Source organism: Zavarzinia sp. (assembly GCF_041650655.1).
Taxonomy (GTDB): domain Bacteria; phylum Pseudomonadota; class Alphaproteobacteria; order Zavarziniales; family Zavarziniaceae; genus Zavarzinia.
Genome location: NZ_JBAZKR010000059.1, coordinates 13,455 through 28,670, shown reverse-complemented (window position 1 = coordinate 28,670; position 15,216 = coordinate 13,455). Strand labels below are relative to the sequence as shown.

Here is a 15,216-nt window from a genome sequence, read left to right as displayed (position 1 = left end):
TGGGCTACGACGAGAAGCGCGGTGACCAGATCCGCGTCGTCAACCTGCCCTTCGTCGACACCCAGATGCCCGAGGCGGCCGCGGCGGACCTGGGCTTCCTCGGCCTGACCAAGGACGACTATTTCAAGATCGGCGAGATCGGCGTGCTCGGCCTCGTCGCCCTGCTGCTCACCTTCTTCGTGATCCGGCCGCTGGTCGGCCGCCTGCTCGCGCCGCTCGAAGGACCGGCGCTGGCCGGTGCGACGCCCGGCGCCCCCGGCACCTCCCATTTCCCGGGCGGCGCCGGTGGCGGCGCGCCTCGCCTCGCCGGGCCCGACGGCCGCCCCATGCTGGCGGGTCCCCAGGACGAAGAGATGGAGCAGATGATCGACATCGCCAACATCGAGGGCAGGGTCAAGGCGTCGAGCCTGAAGCGGGTCGGCGAGATCGTCCAGAGTCACCCCGAAGAGGCCCTGTCGGTGATGCGCAACTGGATGTACCGGGAGAGCTGAGATGGCGGCGATCAAGGACGAAGGCCGGCCCCTGAACGGCCCCGAGAAGGCGGCGGTTCTCATGCTGGCGCTGGGCGAGGAACATGGCGCGCCCCTGTGGCGGCTGATGGACGACGAGGAGATCAAGGAGATCTCGGCCGCGATGGCGACGCTCGGCCGCGTGAACGCCGCCATGGTGGAGCGCGTCTTCGTCGAATTCGCCTCGCAGATGTCGGGGGCGGGCGGTCTCATCGGCTCCTACGAATCGACCGAGCGGCTGCTCACCAAGTCGCTGCCGCAGGAACGCGTCACCCAGATCATGGAAGAGATCCGCGGCCCCGCCGGCCGCACCATGTGGGACAAGCTCGGCAATGTGAACGAGCAGGTCCTGGCCGCCTACCTGAAGAACGAATATCCGCAGACGGTCGCCGTCGTGCTCTCGAAGATCAAGCCGGAACATGCCGCCCGCGTCGTCGCCAACCTGCCGGAGGATTTCGCCCTCGAGGTGATCAACCGGATGCTGCGCATGGAGTCGGTGCAGAAGGAAGTGCTCGACAAGGTCGAACAGACGCTGCGCACCGAATTCATGTCGAACCTGGCGCGGACCGCGCGGCGCGATGCCCACGAGCTGATCGCCGAGATCTTCAACAACCTCGACCGTGCGACCGAGAGCAAGTTCATCACCGCACTCGAAGAACGTAACCATGAGAGTGCCGAGCGCATCAAGGCCCTGATGTTCACCTTCGAGGACCTGCAGAAGCTCGACCCGAACGGCGTCCAGGTCCTGATGCGGGCGATCGAGAAGAGCCGGCTCGCCCTGGCCCTCAAGGGTGCCTCCGACACGCTGCGCGACATGTTCTTCTCCAACATGTCGGAACGCGCCGCCAAGCTGCTCCGCGAAGAGATGGAGCAGATGGGCCCGGTGCGACTCCGCGACGTCGACGAGGCCCAGATGCAGATGGTGCAATCCGCCAAGGAACTGGCCGCCCAGGGTCAGATCGTCCTCGCCGACGCGAAGGGCGAGGACGAACTGGTCTATTGAGGCGAGGGTAACGCGTCATGGCCCAGGGCCCGATCAAATTCAACTTCGACAATGCCTTCGACACCGGCCGCCCGCGCCCGAAGCCGGCCGCCCCGCCGCCGCCGAGCTTCAGCGGCGACGACTTGGCCGCTGCCCGCGCCGCCGCCTTCGCCGAGGGCGAGACGGCCGGCCGCGCCGCCCAGCAGGCCGAGACCGAGGCCGCCCTGGCATCGGCGACGGCGCAGCTCGCCGCGGCCGTGGCCGATCTCGGCGCCCGCGTCACCGGGGCCGAGCGCCGGTTGAAGGCGGATGCCGCCGCCCTCGGCCATGCGGTCGCCCGCAAGCTGTGCCAGACCCTGACCGCCGGCCTGCCCATGGCCGAGATGGAAGCCATGGTGAACGACTGCCTGACCGAGCTTCGCGACGAGCCCCGGGTGGTGGTCCATGTCGCCGGCGCCGTGCTCGACCAGGCACGCTCGCACTTCGAGACGGCGGCAGCCGCCGCCGCCTTCCCCGGCCGCCTGATCGTGCTTGCCGACGATACGCTCGGACTTGGCGACGTGCGCGTCGAATGGGCCCACGGCGGCGTGCTGCGCGACGAAAAGGCGCTCGCCGCCGCCATCGAATCCGCCGTGAATCGTTACGTTACAGCGCAGGCCGCCGGCCACGCGCTCCGGAGTTGACCCCATGCCCGCCGACCGTGACATGAATTTTGAGGAACTTCAGAACGGCACCCCGGGTGCCCCGGACGACGGCGACGCCGTGCGTAGCGCCCAGGAGCTGGAGGCCGTGTTCGACATCCCCGTGGCGGTCTCGGCCGTGCTCGGCAAGTCCCGAATGCAGGTGAGCCAGTTGCTGCGCATCGGCAAGGGCGCCGTGATCGAGCTCGACCGCAAGGTGGGCGAGGCGATCGACATCTATGTGAACAACCGCCTGGTCGCTCGCGGCGAGGTGGTGGTGGTCGAAGACCGGCTCGGCATCACCATGACGGAAATCATCAAGGGCGACCGGCGCTGAGCGGAGGCAGAACATGCGTTTGATGATCGTCGGCTCCCTCTCGGGCGAATTCGGTGCCGCTTCCAAGATCGCCATGGCGCGCGGGGCCAAGGTCGCCCAAGCGGATTCGGTCGAGGGCGCCCTGACGGCCCTGCGTGCCGGGCGCGGCGCCGACCTTCTCATGGTCGACGTCCGGCTCGACATCGCGACGCTGATCCGCGCCCTGGCGGACGAGCACATCCATGTCCCGGTCGTCGCCTGCGGCATCGGCACCGACACCAGGGCCGCCGTGCTGGCGATCCGCGCCGGGGCCAAGGAATATGTCCCCCTGCCGCCGGAACCGGAACTGATCGCGGCCGTCCTCGAAGCGGTCGCCGAAGAGAGCCAGAGCCTGATCTTCCGCGATCCCGCCATGGCCGAGGTGGTACGCCTGGCCGACCAGGTGGCGCCGTCCGAAGCCTCGATCCTGATCACCGGCGAGAGCGGCACCGGCAAGGAAGTGATGGCGCGCTACGTCCACCGCAAGAGCCGGCGCGCCAATGCCCCCTTCGTCTCGGTCAATTGCGCCGCGATCCCGGAAAACCTGCTGGAGAGTGAACTCTTCGGCCACGAGAAGGGCGCCTTCACCGGCGCCGTGGCGCGCCGCATCGGCAAGTTCGAGGAAGCGGACGGCGGCACCCTGCTGCTCGACGAAATCTCGGAAATGGATGTCCGCCTCCAGGCCAAGCTGCTGCGCGCGATCCAGGAGCGGGAGATCGACCGGGTCGGCGGCGGCAAGCCCGTGAAGGTCGACATCCGGGTGATCGCCACCTCGAACCGCGATCTCGTGGAAGAGGTGAAGAAGGGCACTTTCCGCGAAGACCTGCTGTTCCGCCTGAACGTGGTCAACCTGAAGATCCCGCCGCTGCGCCGGCGCCCGGCCGACGTCCTGGTGCTGGCCGAACACTTCGGCCGCAAATACGCCGAACTGAATGCGACCGGCCCGAAGGCGATCGCCGAGGATTCGCGCAAGCTCCTGCTCAGCTATACCTGGAGGGGCAATGTGCGCGAGCTCGAGAACACGATGCATCGCGCCGTTCTCCTGTCGCCCGGCCCGACCATCGAACCCGCCGCCATCGTCCTGCCCGACGGCTCTCGCCCGGTCGAGGCCGCCGGCCAGAACCCGGCCGTCACCTCGATCGCGCTGGCCTCGGCCGCAGCCGGCGGTACGCCGCCGGGCGGCCGCGGACTGGTCGGCCGCACGGTCGCCGATGTCGAGCGCGACCTGATCCTGGACACGCTCGACCATTGCCTGGGCAACCGGACCCATGCCGCGAACATCTTGGGCATTTCGATCCGCACGCTGCGCAACAAGCTGAAGCAATATACCGACGAAGGCGTCCCCGTGCCGTTGCCGGGCGAAGCCCGCCCCGGCCTGGCCTGAGGCGGATAGGCCGCGATGAGCGAGAGCAGGACCAGCACCGGCTTCGACCCCCTGGCCCTCCTGGGGCGGCTGAACACGGCGCTGCGGCGCGGCGACGTGTTGCTGGCATTCGGCGTCATCGTCATCCTGACCGTGCTGATCTTCCCGATGCCGAGCTTCCTGCTCGACATCTCGCTGGCGCTTTCGGTGACCCTCAGCGTGCTCATCCTGATGACCGCGCTGTTCATCGAGAAGCCGCTCGACTTCAGCTCCTTCCCGACCGTGCTGCTGATCGCCACCATGCTCCGGCTGGCGCTCAACCTGGCCTCGACCCGGCTGATCCTGGAGTTCGGCCACGAGGGCACCCATGCCGCCGGCGATGTCATCGCCGCCTTCGGCGGGCTGATCATGGGCGGCAATTTCCTGATCGGCATCATCGTCTTCGCGATCCTGGTGATCGTGAATTTCGTCGTCATCACCAAGGGTTCGGGCCGCATCGCCGAAGTCGCCGCCCGCTTCACCCTGGACGCCATGCCGGGCAAGCAGATGGCGATCGACGCCGACCTCTCGTCCGGCCTGCTGAGCGAAGACGAGGCCCGCAAGCGGCGCTCCGAGCTCGAACAGGAATCGACCTTCTTCGGCGCCATGGACGGCGCCGCGAAATTCGTCCGCGGCGATGCCGTGGCCGGCCTGCTGATCACGGGGATCAACCTGATCGGCGGCATCGTCATCGGCACGGCGCAGAACGGCATGACGGCCTCGGACGCCATGCACACCTATTCGACCCTGACCGTCGGCGACGGCCTGGTGTCGCAGTTCCCGGCCCTGATCGTCTCGACCGCGGCCGGCCTGATGGTCACCAAGGGCGGTACCCGCGGCACCGCCGACAAGGCGCTGTTCGGCCAGCTCGGCGGCTCCTCCCGGGCCATGGGCATGGCGGCGGCGCTGGCCTTCGTGCTCGCCCTGCTGCCCGGCATGCCGGCCCTGCCCTTCCTGGTGCTGGCCGCCGGCGCCGGCTATGCCGCCTATCGGATCGAAAGGAAGCAGGTCGCCGAACAGGTCGCCCTCGATACCGCCGCCGAGACCGAACGCCAGCGCGCCGTGGTGCCGGAAGAGCCGATCTCGGCCGCCCTGGCGATCGATGCCGTGCGGCTCGAACTCGGCTATGGCCTGATCCCGCTGATCAACGACACCACGGGCACCCGCATCACCGACCAGATCAAGGCGCTGCGGCGCCAGATCGCAGCCGAGATGGGCTTCGTCATGCCCGCGGTGCGCATCCTCGACAATGTCTCCCTCGCCTCCAACACCTATGTCCTCCGCCTGAAGGAGATGGAGGCCGGCCGGGGCGACATCCGCCCGCACATGCTGCTGGTCATGGACCCGCGCGGCGAGCCCGTGAGCCTGCCGGGCGAGCCCACGGTCGAGCCCACCTTCGGGCTGACCGCCGCCTGGATCGACACGAGCCTGCGCGAGGAAGCGCAGTTCCGCGGCCTCACGGTGGTGGACCCGGCGACCGTCATCACCACCCATCTGACCGAGGTGGTGAAGGACAACATGGCCGAGCTTCTGTCCTATGCCGAGACCCAGAAGCTGCTGGACGACCTGCCCAAGCCGCAGCAGAAGCTGGTCGCCGACCTGATCCCCTCGCGTTTCACCGTGGCCGGCGTGCAGCGTGTCCTGCAGCAACTCCTGGCCGAGCGCATCTCGGTGCGCGACCTGCCGACCATCCTCGAAGGCATCGGCGAGGCGGTCGGCTACAGCCAGAACATCATGACCATCACGGAACATGTGCGCAGCCGCCTGGCCCGCCAGATCTCCTTCGCCAACACGGGTGCCGGCGGTTACATTCCGCTGCTGCCCCTGTCGCCCGATTGGGAGCAGGCCTTCGCCGAAGCGCTGATCGGCCCGGGCGAGGAAAAGCAACTCACCCTGGCGCCGAGCCGGCTTCAGCAGTTCATCCAGTCGGTCAAGAGCACGCTCGACCGCGTCGCCGCCGACGGCGAACTGCCGGTGGTGTTGACCAGCCCGGCGATCCGGCCCTATGTCCGCTCGATCGTCGAACGTTTCAGGCCGCAGACCGTCGTCATGTCGCAGAACGAAATCCACCCCCGCGCGCGGATCCGCACGCTGGGCCAGATCTGAGGGAGGGTGAGACTTGCGGCTTCGCACCTTCCACGCCCACAACATGGCCGAGGCCATGGCCGAGATCCGCAAGGCGCTCGGCCCGGACGCCATCATCGTGTCGAGCCGGCGCGCCGCGCGCGGCATGATCGAGGTCGTGGCTGCGGTCGAAAACCTGCCGCCCGCGCCGCCGCCTGTCGCCACGCCGGCCGCCGCGGCGCCCGATCCCCTGCGCCCCCTGGGACGGGACGAGGACCGAATCGAGGCCCTGCTGGCCGGGCGCCTGGCTCAGATCAACGCGCCCGAGCGCCCGGAAGCGGAAGAGACCCGCACCCAGGACGCCTTCGCCCGCCAGATCGCCCGCGCGCTCGAATACCACCGCACGCCGCGGCGCCATATCGACAAGCTGGTGCGCGTCGCCGGTGCCTTTTCCGGCGGCTCACCCTCGGACGCGCTGGCCCATGCGCTGTCGACCACGCTGCGCTTCGCGCCCCTGCCCGACCAGCCGGCCCGCTCGATCATGCTGGTCGGCACGCCCGGCGTCGGCAAGACGGTGGTCACGGCCAAGCTCGCGGCCCGCGCCGCGGCCAACGGCACGCCGCTTCGCGTGGTCACCACCGACACGCTGAAGGCCGGCGCCACGGCCCAACTCGAAGCCTATCTCCGGGCCATGAACCAACCCCTCGGCCTCGCGGCCACGCCGGCCGAACTGGCCAAGCTCGAGCACGGCGGGGCGCGCCACCGCCGTGCCGTGATCGATACCGCCGGCGTCAACCCCTTCGACGAGGGCGACATGACCCAACTCACCCGCCTGCTCGCCGCCGCCGATGTCGAGCCCGTGCTGGTCATGGCCGCGGGCACCGATGCCCATGACGCCATGGACACCGCGCGCGCCTTCGCCCGCCTCGGCGTGCGCCGGCTGATCGTGACAAGGCTCGACGCGACCCGGCGCCTGGGGGCCTTGATCGCGGCGGCCGACGCCGGCCCCCTCGCCCTCGCCGAAGTGGGCGCCAGCCCCTTCGTCGGCCAGGGCCTCCGCGCCATCGACGCCACCGAACTCGCCCGGCTGATCATGCAGGACTACGATCACATCGAAGCCGACCCCCATGTCGAGGAGGCCGCCCAATGAGTAACGAGCCCATCGCCTCCGCCCAGCCCTTCGCCCCTTCGCTGGTCCAGCGCCGGCCGGAGGTGAAGCGGATCACCGCGGTCGCCTCCGGCAAGGGCGGCGTCGGCAAGACCTGGCTCGCCATCACCCTGGCCCATGCCCTGGCCAGGGCCGGGCAGAAGGTGCTGCTGTTCGACGGCGACCTCGGCCTCGCCAATGTCGACATCCAGCTCGGCCTGATGCCGGAGCAGGACCTGGGCGCGGTGATCGCCACCGGCACCGATCTCGGCGCCGCCGTCACCGCCGTCGCCACCACCGGTTTCGACGTGGTCGCCGGAAAGTCCGGCTCGGGCGCGCTCTCTTCGCTCACCCGCCAGGAAGTCTCGCTGCTGCGCCAGGGCGTGATCGACCTCGCGCCGCGTTACGACCAGGTGGTCATCGACATCGGCGCCGGCATCGACACGACCCAGCTCATCCTGGCCTCGACCGGCGGCCGCGTCCTGGTCGTCGTCACCGACGAGCCGACCTCGCTGACCGATGCCTATGCCTTCATCAAGGTCGCGGCCAAATTGAGCCCGAGGCCCGACCTCCGCGTCGTCGTCAACATGGCGTCGAGCAAGACCGAGGGCGAGCGGACCTATGCCACGCTGAAGCGCGCCTGCGAGAATTTCCTGAAATTCAGCCCGCCGCTGGCCGGCATCGTGCGCCGCGACCTCAAGGTCAAGGACGCCATCCGTTACCAGACGCCGCTCCTGACCCGCCACCCGAATGCCGACGCCGCGGCCGATGTCGAGGCACTGGCGACCGTGTTGATGAGGCCCGAGTGATCGATCCCGTCACAGCGGCGACCGCGCCGCCCCGGATCGAAACGACGATCGGCGACGCACGCCAGCCGCCCGGCTCCGGCCCGCGCGGCCAGGGCGCCGGAGGTACTGGCGCGGGGCCGCCGGGAAGCGGCATCGCGCACGGACCCGATGCCGCCGTCCAACTCGCCGCCGACCTTCTGCAACTGCCGCCCGGCACCGTCCTCGACGGGTTGATCGCCGGGCCGGATGCCGAGGGCCGGCCGACCATAGCGACCAACGCCGGGCTGTTCGCCCTAATCACCGCCGGCACGCCCCTGCCGCCGCCGGGCAGCCGGGTGAGCCTGCAGGTGACCGGCGCCGCCAACCTGCTCTCCGTCCTCCTGAGCACGGCCACCGGCGGCAGCCGCCCGGCCGCCCCGCTCGCCCTCGACCTTTCCTATATCGGCGGACCGACGGCGCCCACGGCTCCAGGCGGCGACGCCACCGCCCGCCCGCTGTTCCAGGCGACGCAGACCGGGGCGGACGGCCGCCCGCTCGCCTCGTTGGCCCTCCGCCTCGGGCCACCGGCCCTGCCCGGGGCGCCGCTTCTGGCCGCCACAGTGACCGCGCGGCAGGCCCTGCCCGACGGTTCCGTGACCCTGGTCCTGGCCGCCGCCGACGGCAGCACGGTCGAGATTCCCGATGCGCCGCGCGCCATCGCCGTCGGCACCCGGCTGCTGTTCGAAGTGGCGAGCCGGATCCCGGTCGGCCTGCCGAGCCGGCCCGAAGTGCCGGTCGCCCGCCTGCCCACCCTGGCCGCCATGCCGGAAGCGGTGCGCCAGTTCGCCGCCGGCCGCACCGCCCTCGCCGATCTCGACCGCCTGCTCGCCGGCGACGGCGTCGAGACCTCGGCGCTCGCCCGGCTGCTGCCAGGCCTCGGCCAGGAGCAGGGCCAGGGCCTCGCGGTCGCCCTGCTGGGCGCTGCGCTACGCTTCAAGGATTTCAAGCGCCTGCTGGGCGACGACAGGCAGGCCGCCGCCACCGCCAAGGCCGGCCCCGGCCCCTTGTTGCGGGCCGGCGCCGAATTCGCCGAACTGGCCAAGGCGGCGACCGACGCCGCACCGGCCCAGGGCTGGCGGCCCATCCCCCTGCCCTTCTTCGACGGCCGCGAGATCCAGCCCGTGGTGATCTTCGTCCAAAGCCATCAACCCGAGGCGGCCGAGGAAGAAGCGGAGGGCGAGGCCGCGACCCGGCGCAGGACGGCCCGGAATGGCACCCGTTTCATGGTCTCGCTGGCCCTGAGCGAGCTGGGCGCCGTGCAGATCGACGGCTTCGCCAAGCCCGAGCGGATCGACACCGTGCTGCGCAGCGGCCGGGCCATCGCCGCCGACCTGCGGGACGCACTGGCCAAGCGTTACACCGCCCTGATGGAGACGGCCGGGCTCGCCGGCACCCTGTCGTTCCAGGTCCAGGAAGGCCCGCGCGGCCCCCTCTCGCTCGACACGCCGGAAGCGCAGCCGGCCGGGCTCCGGCTCTCGATCACCGCCTGAGCGGCTTCAGGTCTTGTCGCGGCGTCGGCGGTGCTGGGTGATCGAAATCTCGTCGAGGTCGCCCTGCTCGACCCGCGCTTCCGCTGCCTGCTGCTGGCGCTTCTTCAGGTCGACCGCGATCTCGTAACGCTTGACGTCCTGGAAGGCGGCGGCCACGGCATTGGCCGCGCCCTCGATCTTGGGCGCCAGTTCGTCGATCGTGCGCAGCATGGTGTCGCGGCGCTGGCGGGCACCGTCGAAATAGGCGGCGAATTGCGCCAGCACCTCGGGCGAGGCGGCCGCGGCAACACGTTCGCGCGCCACTTCGGCGTCGAGCGCGATGATCTTGGTGTCGAGCTCGGCGCGCAATTGTTCGAGTTCCGCCAACATGCGGCGCTTCTCGTCCAATTGGCGCTGATGCAGGCGGATCAGCGTGGGCAAGCCCTTCTTCGCCATCGCCCTATTCCATTACCGGCGCCAGGATGCGCGCCAGTTCGCCGTAGCCTTCCTCGAGCGTCGAGGGCTCGGTCTTGCGCTGGCCGAGGAAGGCTTCCAGTGCCGGGTGGAGGTCGATCGCGGTGTCGATCTCCTCGCTCGCGCCGCGGCGATAGGCCCCGAGGCGGATCATCTCCGCCATGTCGTCATAGGCCGCCATGTAACGCCGTGCGGTCCTGACCAGGGCGTTCTGCTCGGCCGTATTGCAGCCGGGCATGGTGCGGCTGACCGAGCGCAGGATGTTGATCGCGGGAAACCGGCCTCGTTCCGCGATGGCGCGTTCGAGCACGATATGGCCGTCGAGGATGCCGCGCACGGCATCGGCGACCGGCTCGTTGTGGTCGTCGCCCTCGACGAGGACGGTGAAGAGCCCGGTGATCGAGCCCTTGCCGGTGCCGGGCCCCGCCCGTTCCAGGAGCTTCGGCAGTTCGGCGAAGACGGTCGGCGTATAGCCCTTGCTGGCCGGCGGCTCGCCGCCCGAAAGGCCGATCTCGCGCTGGGCCATGGCGAAGCGGGTGACCGAATCCATCAGGCAGAGCACATCCTTGCCCTGGTCGCGGAAATATTCGGCCACGGTCAGCGTCATATGGGCCGCCTGGCGGCGCATCAGGGCACTCTCGTCCGAGGTCGCGACCACGACGACGGAGCGCGCCAGGCCCTCCGGCCCGAGGTCGTCCTCGATGAATTCCCGGGCCTCGCGGCCGCGCTCGCCGACGAGGCCGATGACGATCACATCGGCCGAGGAATAGCGCGCCAGCATCGAGAGCAGCGACGACTTGCCGACCCCGGAGCCGGCGAAAATGCCCATGCGCTGGCCCCGGCAGCAGGACAGGAAGGTGTTCATCGAGCGGACGCCGAGATCGATCTTGGTCCCCACCCGCTTCCGCTGGTGCGCGGGCGGGGGCGCCGCCCGCAGGGGATAGGCGGCGGCGCCACGCGGCAGGTCACCTTCGCCGTCGACCGGGCGGCCGAGGGAATCGATCACCCGGCCGAGCCAGTCGTCCGACGGATAGATCGCGGCGACGCCGTCCTCGATGATCACCTTGGAGCCCATGCCGACGTTGTCGATCGGGCCGAAGGGCATGGCCAGCGCCCGCGCCTCGGAGAAGCCGACCACTTCGGCCAGCGTTTCGGTCCCGTCGCGGCCGATCAGGCGCATGCGCGAGCCGATGCCGATCATGCCCTTGACCCCGGCGACCTCGACCACGAGGCCTTGCACCGCGACGACGCGGGCAAAGCGCGTCACACTCGGGGTGGCGGCGATTTCGGCGATCAGGGCTTGCAAGGAACGGCTCTCCCCATGACGCGGAGATGATCGCCCCGAGAGGCTTAACCCGGGGTAAAGATCGCCTGCCTGGGCGGACGTCAAAAAACCGTCAGGCAGCGGATTGTAGGGTGTTGCAAAGGCCGCGGACGGGCGTCATGTTAACCTTTACGAATGGTTGAAACGCTACGCCGTCAGAGCAGGGGGTGCCGATGCGCGTGCTTCTGATCGAGGACGATCCTCAGATCTCGAAAAGTATAGAGCTGATGCTGGGGGCCGAAGGGCTGAACGTCTATGCCACCGACCTGGGGGAGGAGGGGCTGGATCTCGGCAAGCTCTACGACTACGACATCATCCTGCTCGACCTGAACCTGCCGGACATGAGCGGTTTCGACGTGCTGCGCAAGCTGCGCGCCGCCAAGGTCGACACGCCGATCCTGATCCTGACCGGGATCGGCGGCATCGAGTCGAAGGTCAAGGGCCTCGGCTTCGGGGCGGACGACTATCTGACCAAGCCGTTCCACCGCGATGAACTGCTGGCCCGCATCCACGCCATCGTGCGCCGCTCCAAGGGCCATTCCCAGTCGCAGATCATCACCGGCCGCATGACCGTGAACCTCGACGCCAAGACGGTCGAGGTCGACGGCAAGCCGGTCCATCTGACCGGCAAGGAATACGGCATGCTGGAGCTGCTGTCGCTCCGCAAGGGCACCACGCTGACCAAGGAAATGTTCCTGAACCACCTCTATGGCGGCATGGACGAGCCCGAGCTGAAGATCATCGACGTCTTCATCTGCAAGCTGCGCAAGAAACTGACCTCGGCCACCGGCGGCGAGAATTACATCGAGACCGTATGGGGCCGCGGCTATGTCCTGCGCGACCATGTCGAGGCCGAACCGACCAAGGCCAAGGCCCGCGCCTGATCTCCGTAGCGGCTGGGGCGTCAGCCCCCCGCCGCCTTGCGCAGATGCGCCACGATCAGCGCATTCACCGTCTCCGGCTTTTCCCGGTGCAGGAAATGGCCGGCGCCGTCGACGATCTCCAGCCGGACGCCCGCCGGATAATCCTGCTCCCTGACCGCGCGGGTGAAGGCGCCGACCGGGAAACAGCCGTCGTTCCTGCCGGCCAGGATCAGGCTCGGCACCTTGATGCGGCGCGAGGCGCGGGTCATGCCTTCGCGAAAGCGCGGGCTCAGCACGGCGAAGAGAGCGCGGTAATAGGCCAGCGCCGCGTGTTTCACCCCCGGCCCCGCCAGCGTCGCCTTGACCGAGGTGAGCGCCCGGGCCGGCGCCTGCCAGCCGGGCGACCAGCGCCGCCACAGCACCTCGACCAGGCGCCAGTCGTGCCGTTCGAGCAGCCAATCGGCCAGCCCGCGGGCCTGGAACAGGGCGATGTACCAGAAGGGCAGCAGAATCCAGGGGGCAGAGGCCGCGGTGGCGAGCAGCCGCCCGGTCGGCGGAATCGCGATCGCGGTCCAGCTCGCCAGGGTCTTCGGCCGGTCGGCAGCGACGACATGGCCGATCACCGCCCCCCAGTCGTGGCCGATCAGGTGGAGCGGCGTGTCGCCCAGGTTCAGCCCCTCGATCAGGGCGCCCAGGTGATCGGCCAGGGCCGCCACCGAATAGTCGCCGTCCGCCGGCTGGGACGAAGGTTCATAGCCCGGCATCATCGGCACGACGACACGGAAGCCCGCCGCCGCCAGGGCCGGGGCCAATTCGTCGAAGGAATGCGGATTGTCGGGAAAGCCGTGCAGGCAGAGCGCCACCGGCGCCGCGCCCTTGTGCCCCCCACCGCGCCGCCCGGCGGCCGGCGTCTCGAAGGCCGTGACCTCGAGGTCGCCCGCGCGGAGCTTCACCAACCGTCCCAGACTGCTCGTTCCGTGCCCCTTGGCTGGTGCCACGGCCGCCTCCCCTCTTGTCGTTGGGCGGAAGTTTGGGCGGTCGTAGCGGTTGGCGCAAGGGGGATGACAGATTGTCAGGAAAGGCGGCGTGTGCCGGCCCGCCTCGAGGGGCGGCCGGCGCCGTGTCGGACACCGGGGCCGGTGCCGCGGATTTCGTCGCACACCGGGGCGGAGGAGAGATCGCCGGCCACCGCCTCGGCAGCGGTCGAGCCGGCGAGGGCCGCGCCGGGGGCGGCGAGCATCAGGACGAGCCCGCAGGCGGCGGGCAGAAGGCCCGGGCGGTGGTGCCCTTTGGCGGCCGGCATGGGACTTCGGTCGAAACGGCCCCGTGACCGGCGCAGAATGGCACGAAGGGCGCCGGGGGCCAACCGTCCGGGCCTGACCGGCCTGTCCGGCTAGGCAGCCTGGGCGGTCTGGCGGCCGTCGAAATCGTTCCGCGCTGCTTCGATCTCGTGCATGTGGTCGAGGATCCAGCGATAGAGCGCCAGGAAGGGCGGCTGCAGCGTGCGGCCGAGCGCCGTGATCTCGTATTCGACCGCGACCGGCGAGAGCGGCAGCACCCGCCTCGTGACCAGCCCGTTCCGCTCCAGCCGGCGCAGGCATTGGGTGAGCGCCTTCTGGGTGACGCCTTCGAGCCGGCGCTTGATCGCATTGAAGCGCTGCGGCCCGGCATCGAGCACGGCCAGCACCATGACCGACCATTTGTCGGCGATCTGATCGAGCACGGCGCGGCTCGGACAATCGGCGGCGAAGCGCTCGGCCTGGCAGGCGATCATGGCGGTTTCCTTCGGTATACCTGGGCGACGTAAAGTGCCTGATTGACGCTAGGTTTATAACGTATACCTAAATGAGACCCCGCGACAACGGAGTCCCCCCATGTCTGTCTCGTCTGCTGCCACCGATGTTCTGTTCCGTCCCCTGCGCATCGGCTCGCTCGAGCTGAAGAACCGCGTCGTCATGGCGCCGATGACGCGGAACGCCGCGCCCGGCGGCATTCCCGGCCCCGCCAATGCCGCCTATTACCGCCGCCGGGCGGAAGGCGGCGTCGGCCTGATCCTCTCCGAAGGCACGGTGATCGACCGTCCGGTCTCGCGGAACGAGGCCAATATTCCCTTCTTCCACGGCGCCGCGGCGCTGGCCGGCTGGCAGGCGGTGATCGACGGCGTCCATGCCGCCGGCGGCCGCATGGGGCCGCAGATCTGGCACACCGGCTCGGTCCCCGGCATGAGCGGCTGGGAGCCCCCGGTCGAGGTCGAGAGCCCGTCCGGCCTGGTCGCCCCCGGCGTCCCCCGCGGCCACGCCATGACCGAGGCAGCGATCGCCGACACGGTGGCCGCCTTCGCCCGCGCCGCCGCCGACGCCAAGCGCCTCGGCTTCGACACGGTGGAGATCCACGGCGCCCACGGCTATCTGATCGACCAGTTCTTCTGGTCCGGCACCAACCACCGCGCCGACCGCTATGGCGGCGCCACCATCCGCGAGCGTGCGCGCTTCGCCGCCGAAGTGGTGGCCGCCGTGCGCGCCGCCGTCGGCCCGGGCTTCCCGCTCATCCTCCGCGTCAGCCAGTGGAAACAGCAGGATTTCACCGCCCGCCTGGCCACCACCCCGGCCGAGATGACCGACTGGCTGCTGCCCCTGGTCGAAGCCGGGGTCGACGTGCTGCACTGCTCGCAGCGCCGCTTCTGGGAACCCGAATTCCCCGAGGTCGACGGCGAGCACGGCCTCAATTTCGCCGGCTGGGCCAAGAAGCTGACCGGCGCCAAGACGATCAGCGTCGGCTCCGTCGGCCTCTCGGGCGAATTCATCGCCGCCTTCGGCGGCGAAGGCTCCAGCGCCGTCGGCCTGGACGCCCTCCTCGCCCGCCTGGAACGCGACGAATTCGACCTCATCGCCGTCGGCCGCGCCCTCCTCAGCGACCCCGCCTGGGTCGAGAAGATCGAAACGGGACGGACGGGCGAGCTGAAGGGGTTCGAGGCTTCGGCGTTGGCGGAGCTGGTGTAGGGGAAGTGAAGTGTTGGGCCCGGCCGAGCCGGGTCCCTCCTCAGAGCCTGTTTGGAAATTCCAGGATATCGTCGTCCCGGACGCAGCGAAGCGGAGATCCGGGACCTTTCGACCCGTGTTT

Annotated in this window: 15 protein-coding genes and 1 pseudogene; 11 read left to right on the top strand and 5 right to left on the bottom strand. The window is 69.7% G+C overall.

Annotated features, from left to right (window positions below):
* From WC493_RS14285 to WC493_RS14245, 9 genes and pseudogenes are all read left to right on the top strand, one after another.
* Nucleotides 1-491: pseudogene (locus tag WC493_RS14285) on the top strand (flagellar M-ring protein FliF); the annotation flags it as partial.
* Between the two features lies 1 nt (nt 492).
* A complete protein-coding gene (gene fliG, locus WC493_RS14280) occupies nt 493-1,512 on the top strand; it encodes a flagellar motor switch protein FliG (protein ID WP_373066204.1) in 1,020 nt (339 codons plus the stop codon).
* Between the two features lie 17 nt (nt 1,513-1,529).
* The gene (locus WC493_RS14275) at nt 1,530-2,174 is read left to right on the top strand and encodes a hypothetical protein (protein WP_373066203.1); all 645 of its coding nucleotides are present in this window, start codon (nt 1,530-1,532) and stop codon (nt 2,172-2,174) included.
* 4 nt (nt 2,175-2,178) lie between these two features.
* Nucleotides 2,179-2,508, top strand: a complete 330-nt coding sequence (gene fliN / locus WC493_RS14270) for a flagellar motor switch protein FliN (RefSeq protein WP_373066202.1) — start codon at nt 2,179-2,181, stop codon at nt 2,506-2,508.
* 13 nt (nt 2,509-2,521) lie between these two features.
* Nucleotides 2,522-3,910, top strand: a complete 1,389-nt coding sequence (locus WC493_RS14265; protein WP_373066201.1) for a sigma-54-dependent transcriptional regulator — start codon at nt 2,522-2,524, stop codon at nt 3,908-3,910.
* Between the two features lie 15 nt (nt 3,911-3,925).
* The gene (gene flhA / locus WC493_RS14260; protein WP_373066200.1) at nt 3,926-6,034 is read left to right on the top strand and encodes a flagellar biosynthesis protein FlhA; all 2,109 of its coding nucleotides are present in this window, start codon (nt 3,926-3,928) and stop codon (nt 6,032-6,034) included.
* Nucleotides 6,035-6,047: 13 nt separating this feature from the next.
* Nucleotides 6,048-7,142 carry a GTP-binding protein gene (locus WC493_RS14255; protein ID WP_373066199.1) on the top strand — a complete coding sequence of 365 codons (1,095 nt, stop codon included), beginning with the start codon at nt 6,048-6,050 and terminating at the stop codon, nt 7,140-7,142.
* On the top strand, nt 7,139-7,948 hold the full coding sequence (locus WC493_RS14250) for a MinD/ParA family protein (RefSeq protein ID WP_373066198.1): 810 nt from the start codon (nt 7,139-7,141) through the stop codon (nt 7,946-7,948). Before WC493_RS14255 ends, WC493_RS14250 begins: the two co-directional genes overlap by 4 nt.
* Entirely contained in the window at nt 7,945-9,456 is a 1,512-nt protein-coding gene (locus tag WC493_RS14245; protein WP_373066197.1) for a hypothetical protein, read from the top strand. Before WC493_RS14250 ends, WC493_RS14245 begins: the two co-directional genes overlap by 4 nt.
* Before the next feature lie 6 nt (nt 9,457-9,462).
* Here WC493_RS14245 and WC493_RS14240 read toward each other — a convergent pair whose 3' ends face one another.
* Both WC493_RS14240 and fliI read right to left on the bottom strand, forming a co-directional pair.
* Nucleotides 9,463-9,891, bottom strand: coding sequence for a hypothetical protein (locus tag WC493_RS14240; RefSeq protein ID WP_373066196.1), 429 nt, complete (start codon nt 9,889-9,891; stop codon nt 9,463-9,465).
* 4 nt (nt 9,892-9,895) lie between these two features.
* On the bottom strand, nt 9,896-11,215 hold the full coding sequence (fliI, locus tag WC493_RS14235; protein ID WP_373066195.1) for a flagellar protein export ATPase FliI: 1,320 nt from the start codon (nt 11,213-11,215) through the stop codon (nt 9,896-9,898).
* Nucleotides 11,216-11,406: 191 nt separating this feature from the next.
* Here fliI and ctrA point away from each other — a divergent pair, with 191 nt between their 5' ends.
* On the top strand, nt 11,407-12,117 hold the full coding sequence (gene ctrA / locus WC493_RS14230) for a response regulator transcription factor CtrA (protein ID WP_373066194.1): 711 nt from the start codon (nt 11,407-11,409) through the stop codon (nt 12,115-12,117).
* Between the two features lie 20 nt (nt 12,118-12,137).
* On the opposite strand, the gene WC493_RS14225 is transcribed toward ctrA, so the two are convergent.
* The 3 genes from WC493_RS14225 to WC493_RS14215 all read right to left on the bottom strand — a co-directional run bounded on the left by WC493_RS14225 (nt 12,138) and on the right by WC493_RS14215 (nt 13,870).
* On the bottom strand, nt 12,138-13,094 hold the full coding sequence (locus WC493_RS14225) for an alpha/beta fold hydrolase (protein ID WP_373066193.1): 957 nt from the start codon (nt 13,092-13,094) through the stop codon (nt 12,138-12,140).
* Between the two features lie 74 nt (nt 13,095-13,168).
* A complete protein-coding gene (locus WC493_RS14220; protein ID WP_373066192.1) occupies nt 13,169-13,399 on the bottom strand; it encodes a hypothetical protein in 231 nt (76 codons plus the stop codon).
* Nucleotides 13,400-13,489: 90 nt separating this feature from the next.
* Nucleotides 13,490-13,870: a winged helix-turn-helix transcriptional regulator gene (locus WC493_RS14215; protein WP_373066191.1), complete on the bottom strand. Its 381-nt coding sequence runs from the start codon at nt 13,868-13,870 to the stop codon at nt 13,490-13,492.
* A gap of 100 nt (nt 13,871-13,970) precedes the next feature.
* Here WC493_RS14215 and WC493_RS14210 point away from each other — a divergent pair, with 100 nt between their 5' ends.
* The gene (locus WC493_RS14210) at nt 13,971-15,095 is read left to right on the top strand and encodes an NADH:flavin oxidoreductase (protein WP_373066190.1); all 1,125 of its coding nucleotides are present in this window, start codon (nt 13,971-13,973) and stop codon (nt 15,093-15,095) included.
* Nucleotides 15,096-15,216 lie beyond the last annotated feature (121 nt).

Coding starts and splice junctions, on each gene's coding strand:
- WC493_RS14210 (WP_373066190.1), top strand. CDS start 13,971: ATGTCTGTCTCGTCTGCTGCCACCGATGTTCTGTTCCGTCCCCTGCGC.
- WC493_RS14275 (WP_373066203.1), top strand. CDS start 1,530: ATGGCCCAGGGCCCGATCAAATTCAACTTCGACAATGCCTTCGACACC.
- fliN (WP_373066202.1), top strand. CDS start 2,179: ATGCCCGCCGACCGTGACATGAATTTTGAGGAACTTCAGAACGGCACC.
- WC493_RS14250 (WP_373066198.1), top strand. CDS start 7,139: ATGAGTAACGAGCCCATCGCCTCCGCCCAGCCCTTCGCCCCTTCGCTG.
- WC493_RS14240 (WP_373066196.1), bottom strand. CDS start 9,891: ATGGCGAAGAAGGGCTTGCCCACGCTGATCCGCCTGCATCAGCGCCAA.
- flhA (WP_373066200.1), top strand. CDS start 3,926: ATGAGCGAGAGCAGGACCAGCACCGGCTTCGACCCCCTGGCCCTCCTG.
- WC493_RS14215 (WP_373066191.1), bottom strand. CDS start 13,870: ATGATCGCCTGCCAGGCCGAGCGCTTCGCCGCCGATTGTCCGAGCCGC.
- WC493_RS14265 (WP_373066201.1), top strand. CDS start 2,522: ATGCGTTTGATGATCGTCGGCTCCCTCTCGGGCGAATTCGGTGCCGCT.
- fliG (WP_373066204.1), top strand. CDS start 493: ATGGCGGCGATCAAGGACGAAGGCCGGCCCCTGAACGGCCCCGAGAAG.
- WC493_RS14220 (WP_373066192.1), bottom strand. CDS start 13,399: ATGCCGGCCGCCAAAGGGCACCACCGCCCGGGCCTTCTGCCCGCCGCC.
- ctrA (WP_373066194.1), top strand. CDS start 11,407: ATGCGCGTGCTTCTGATCGAGGACGATCCTCAGATCTCGAAAAGTATA.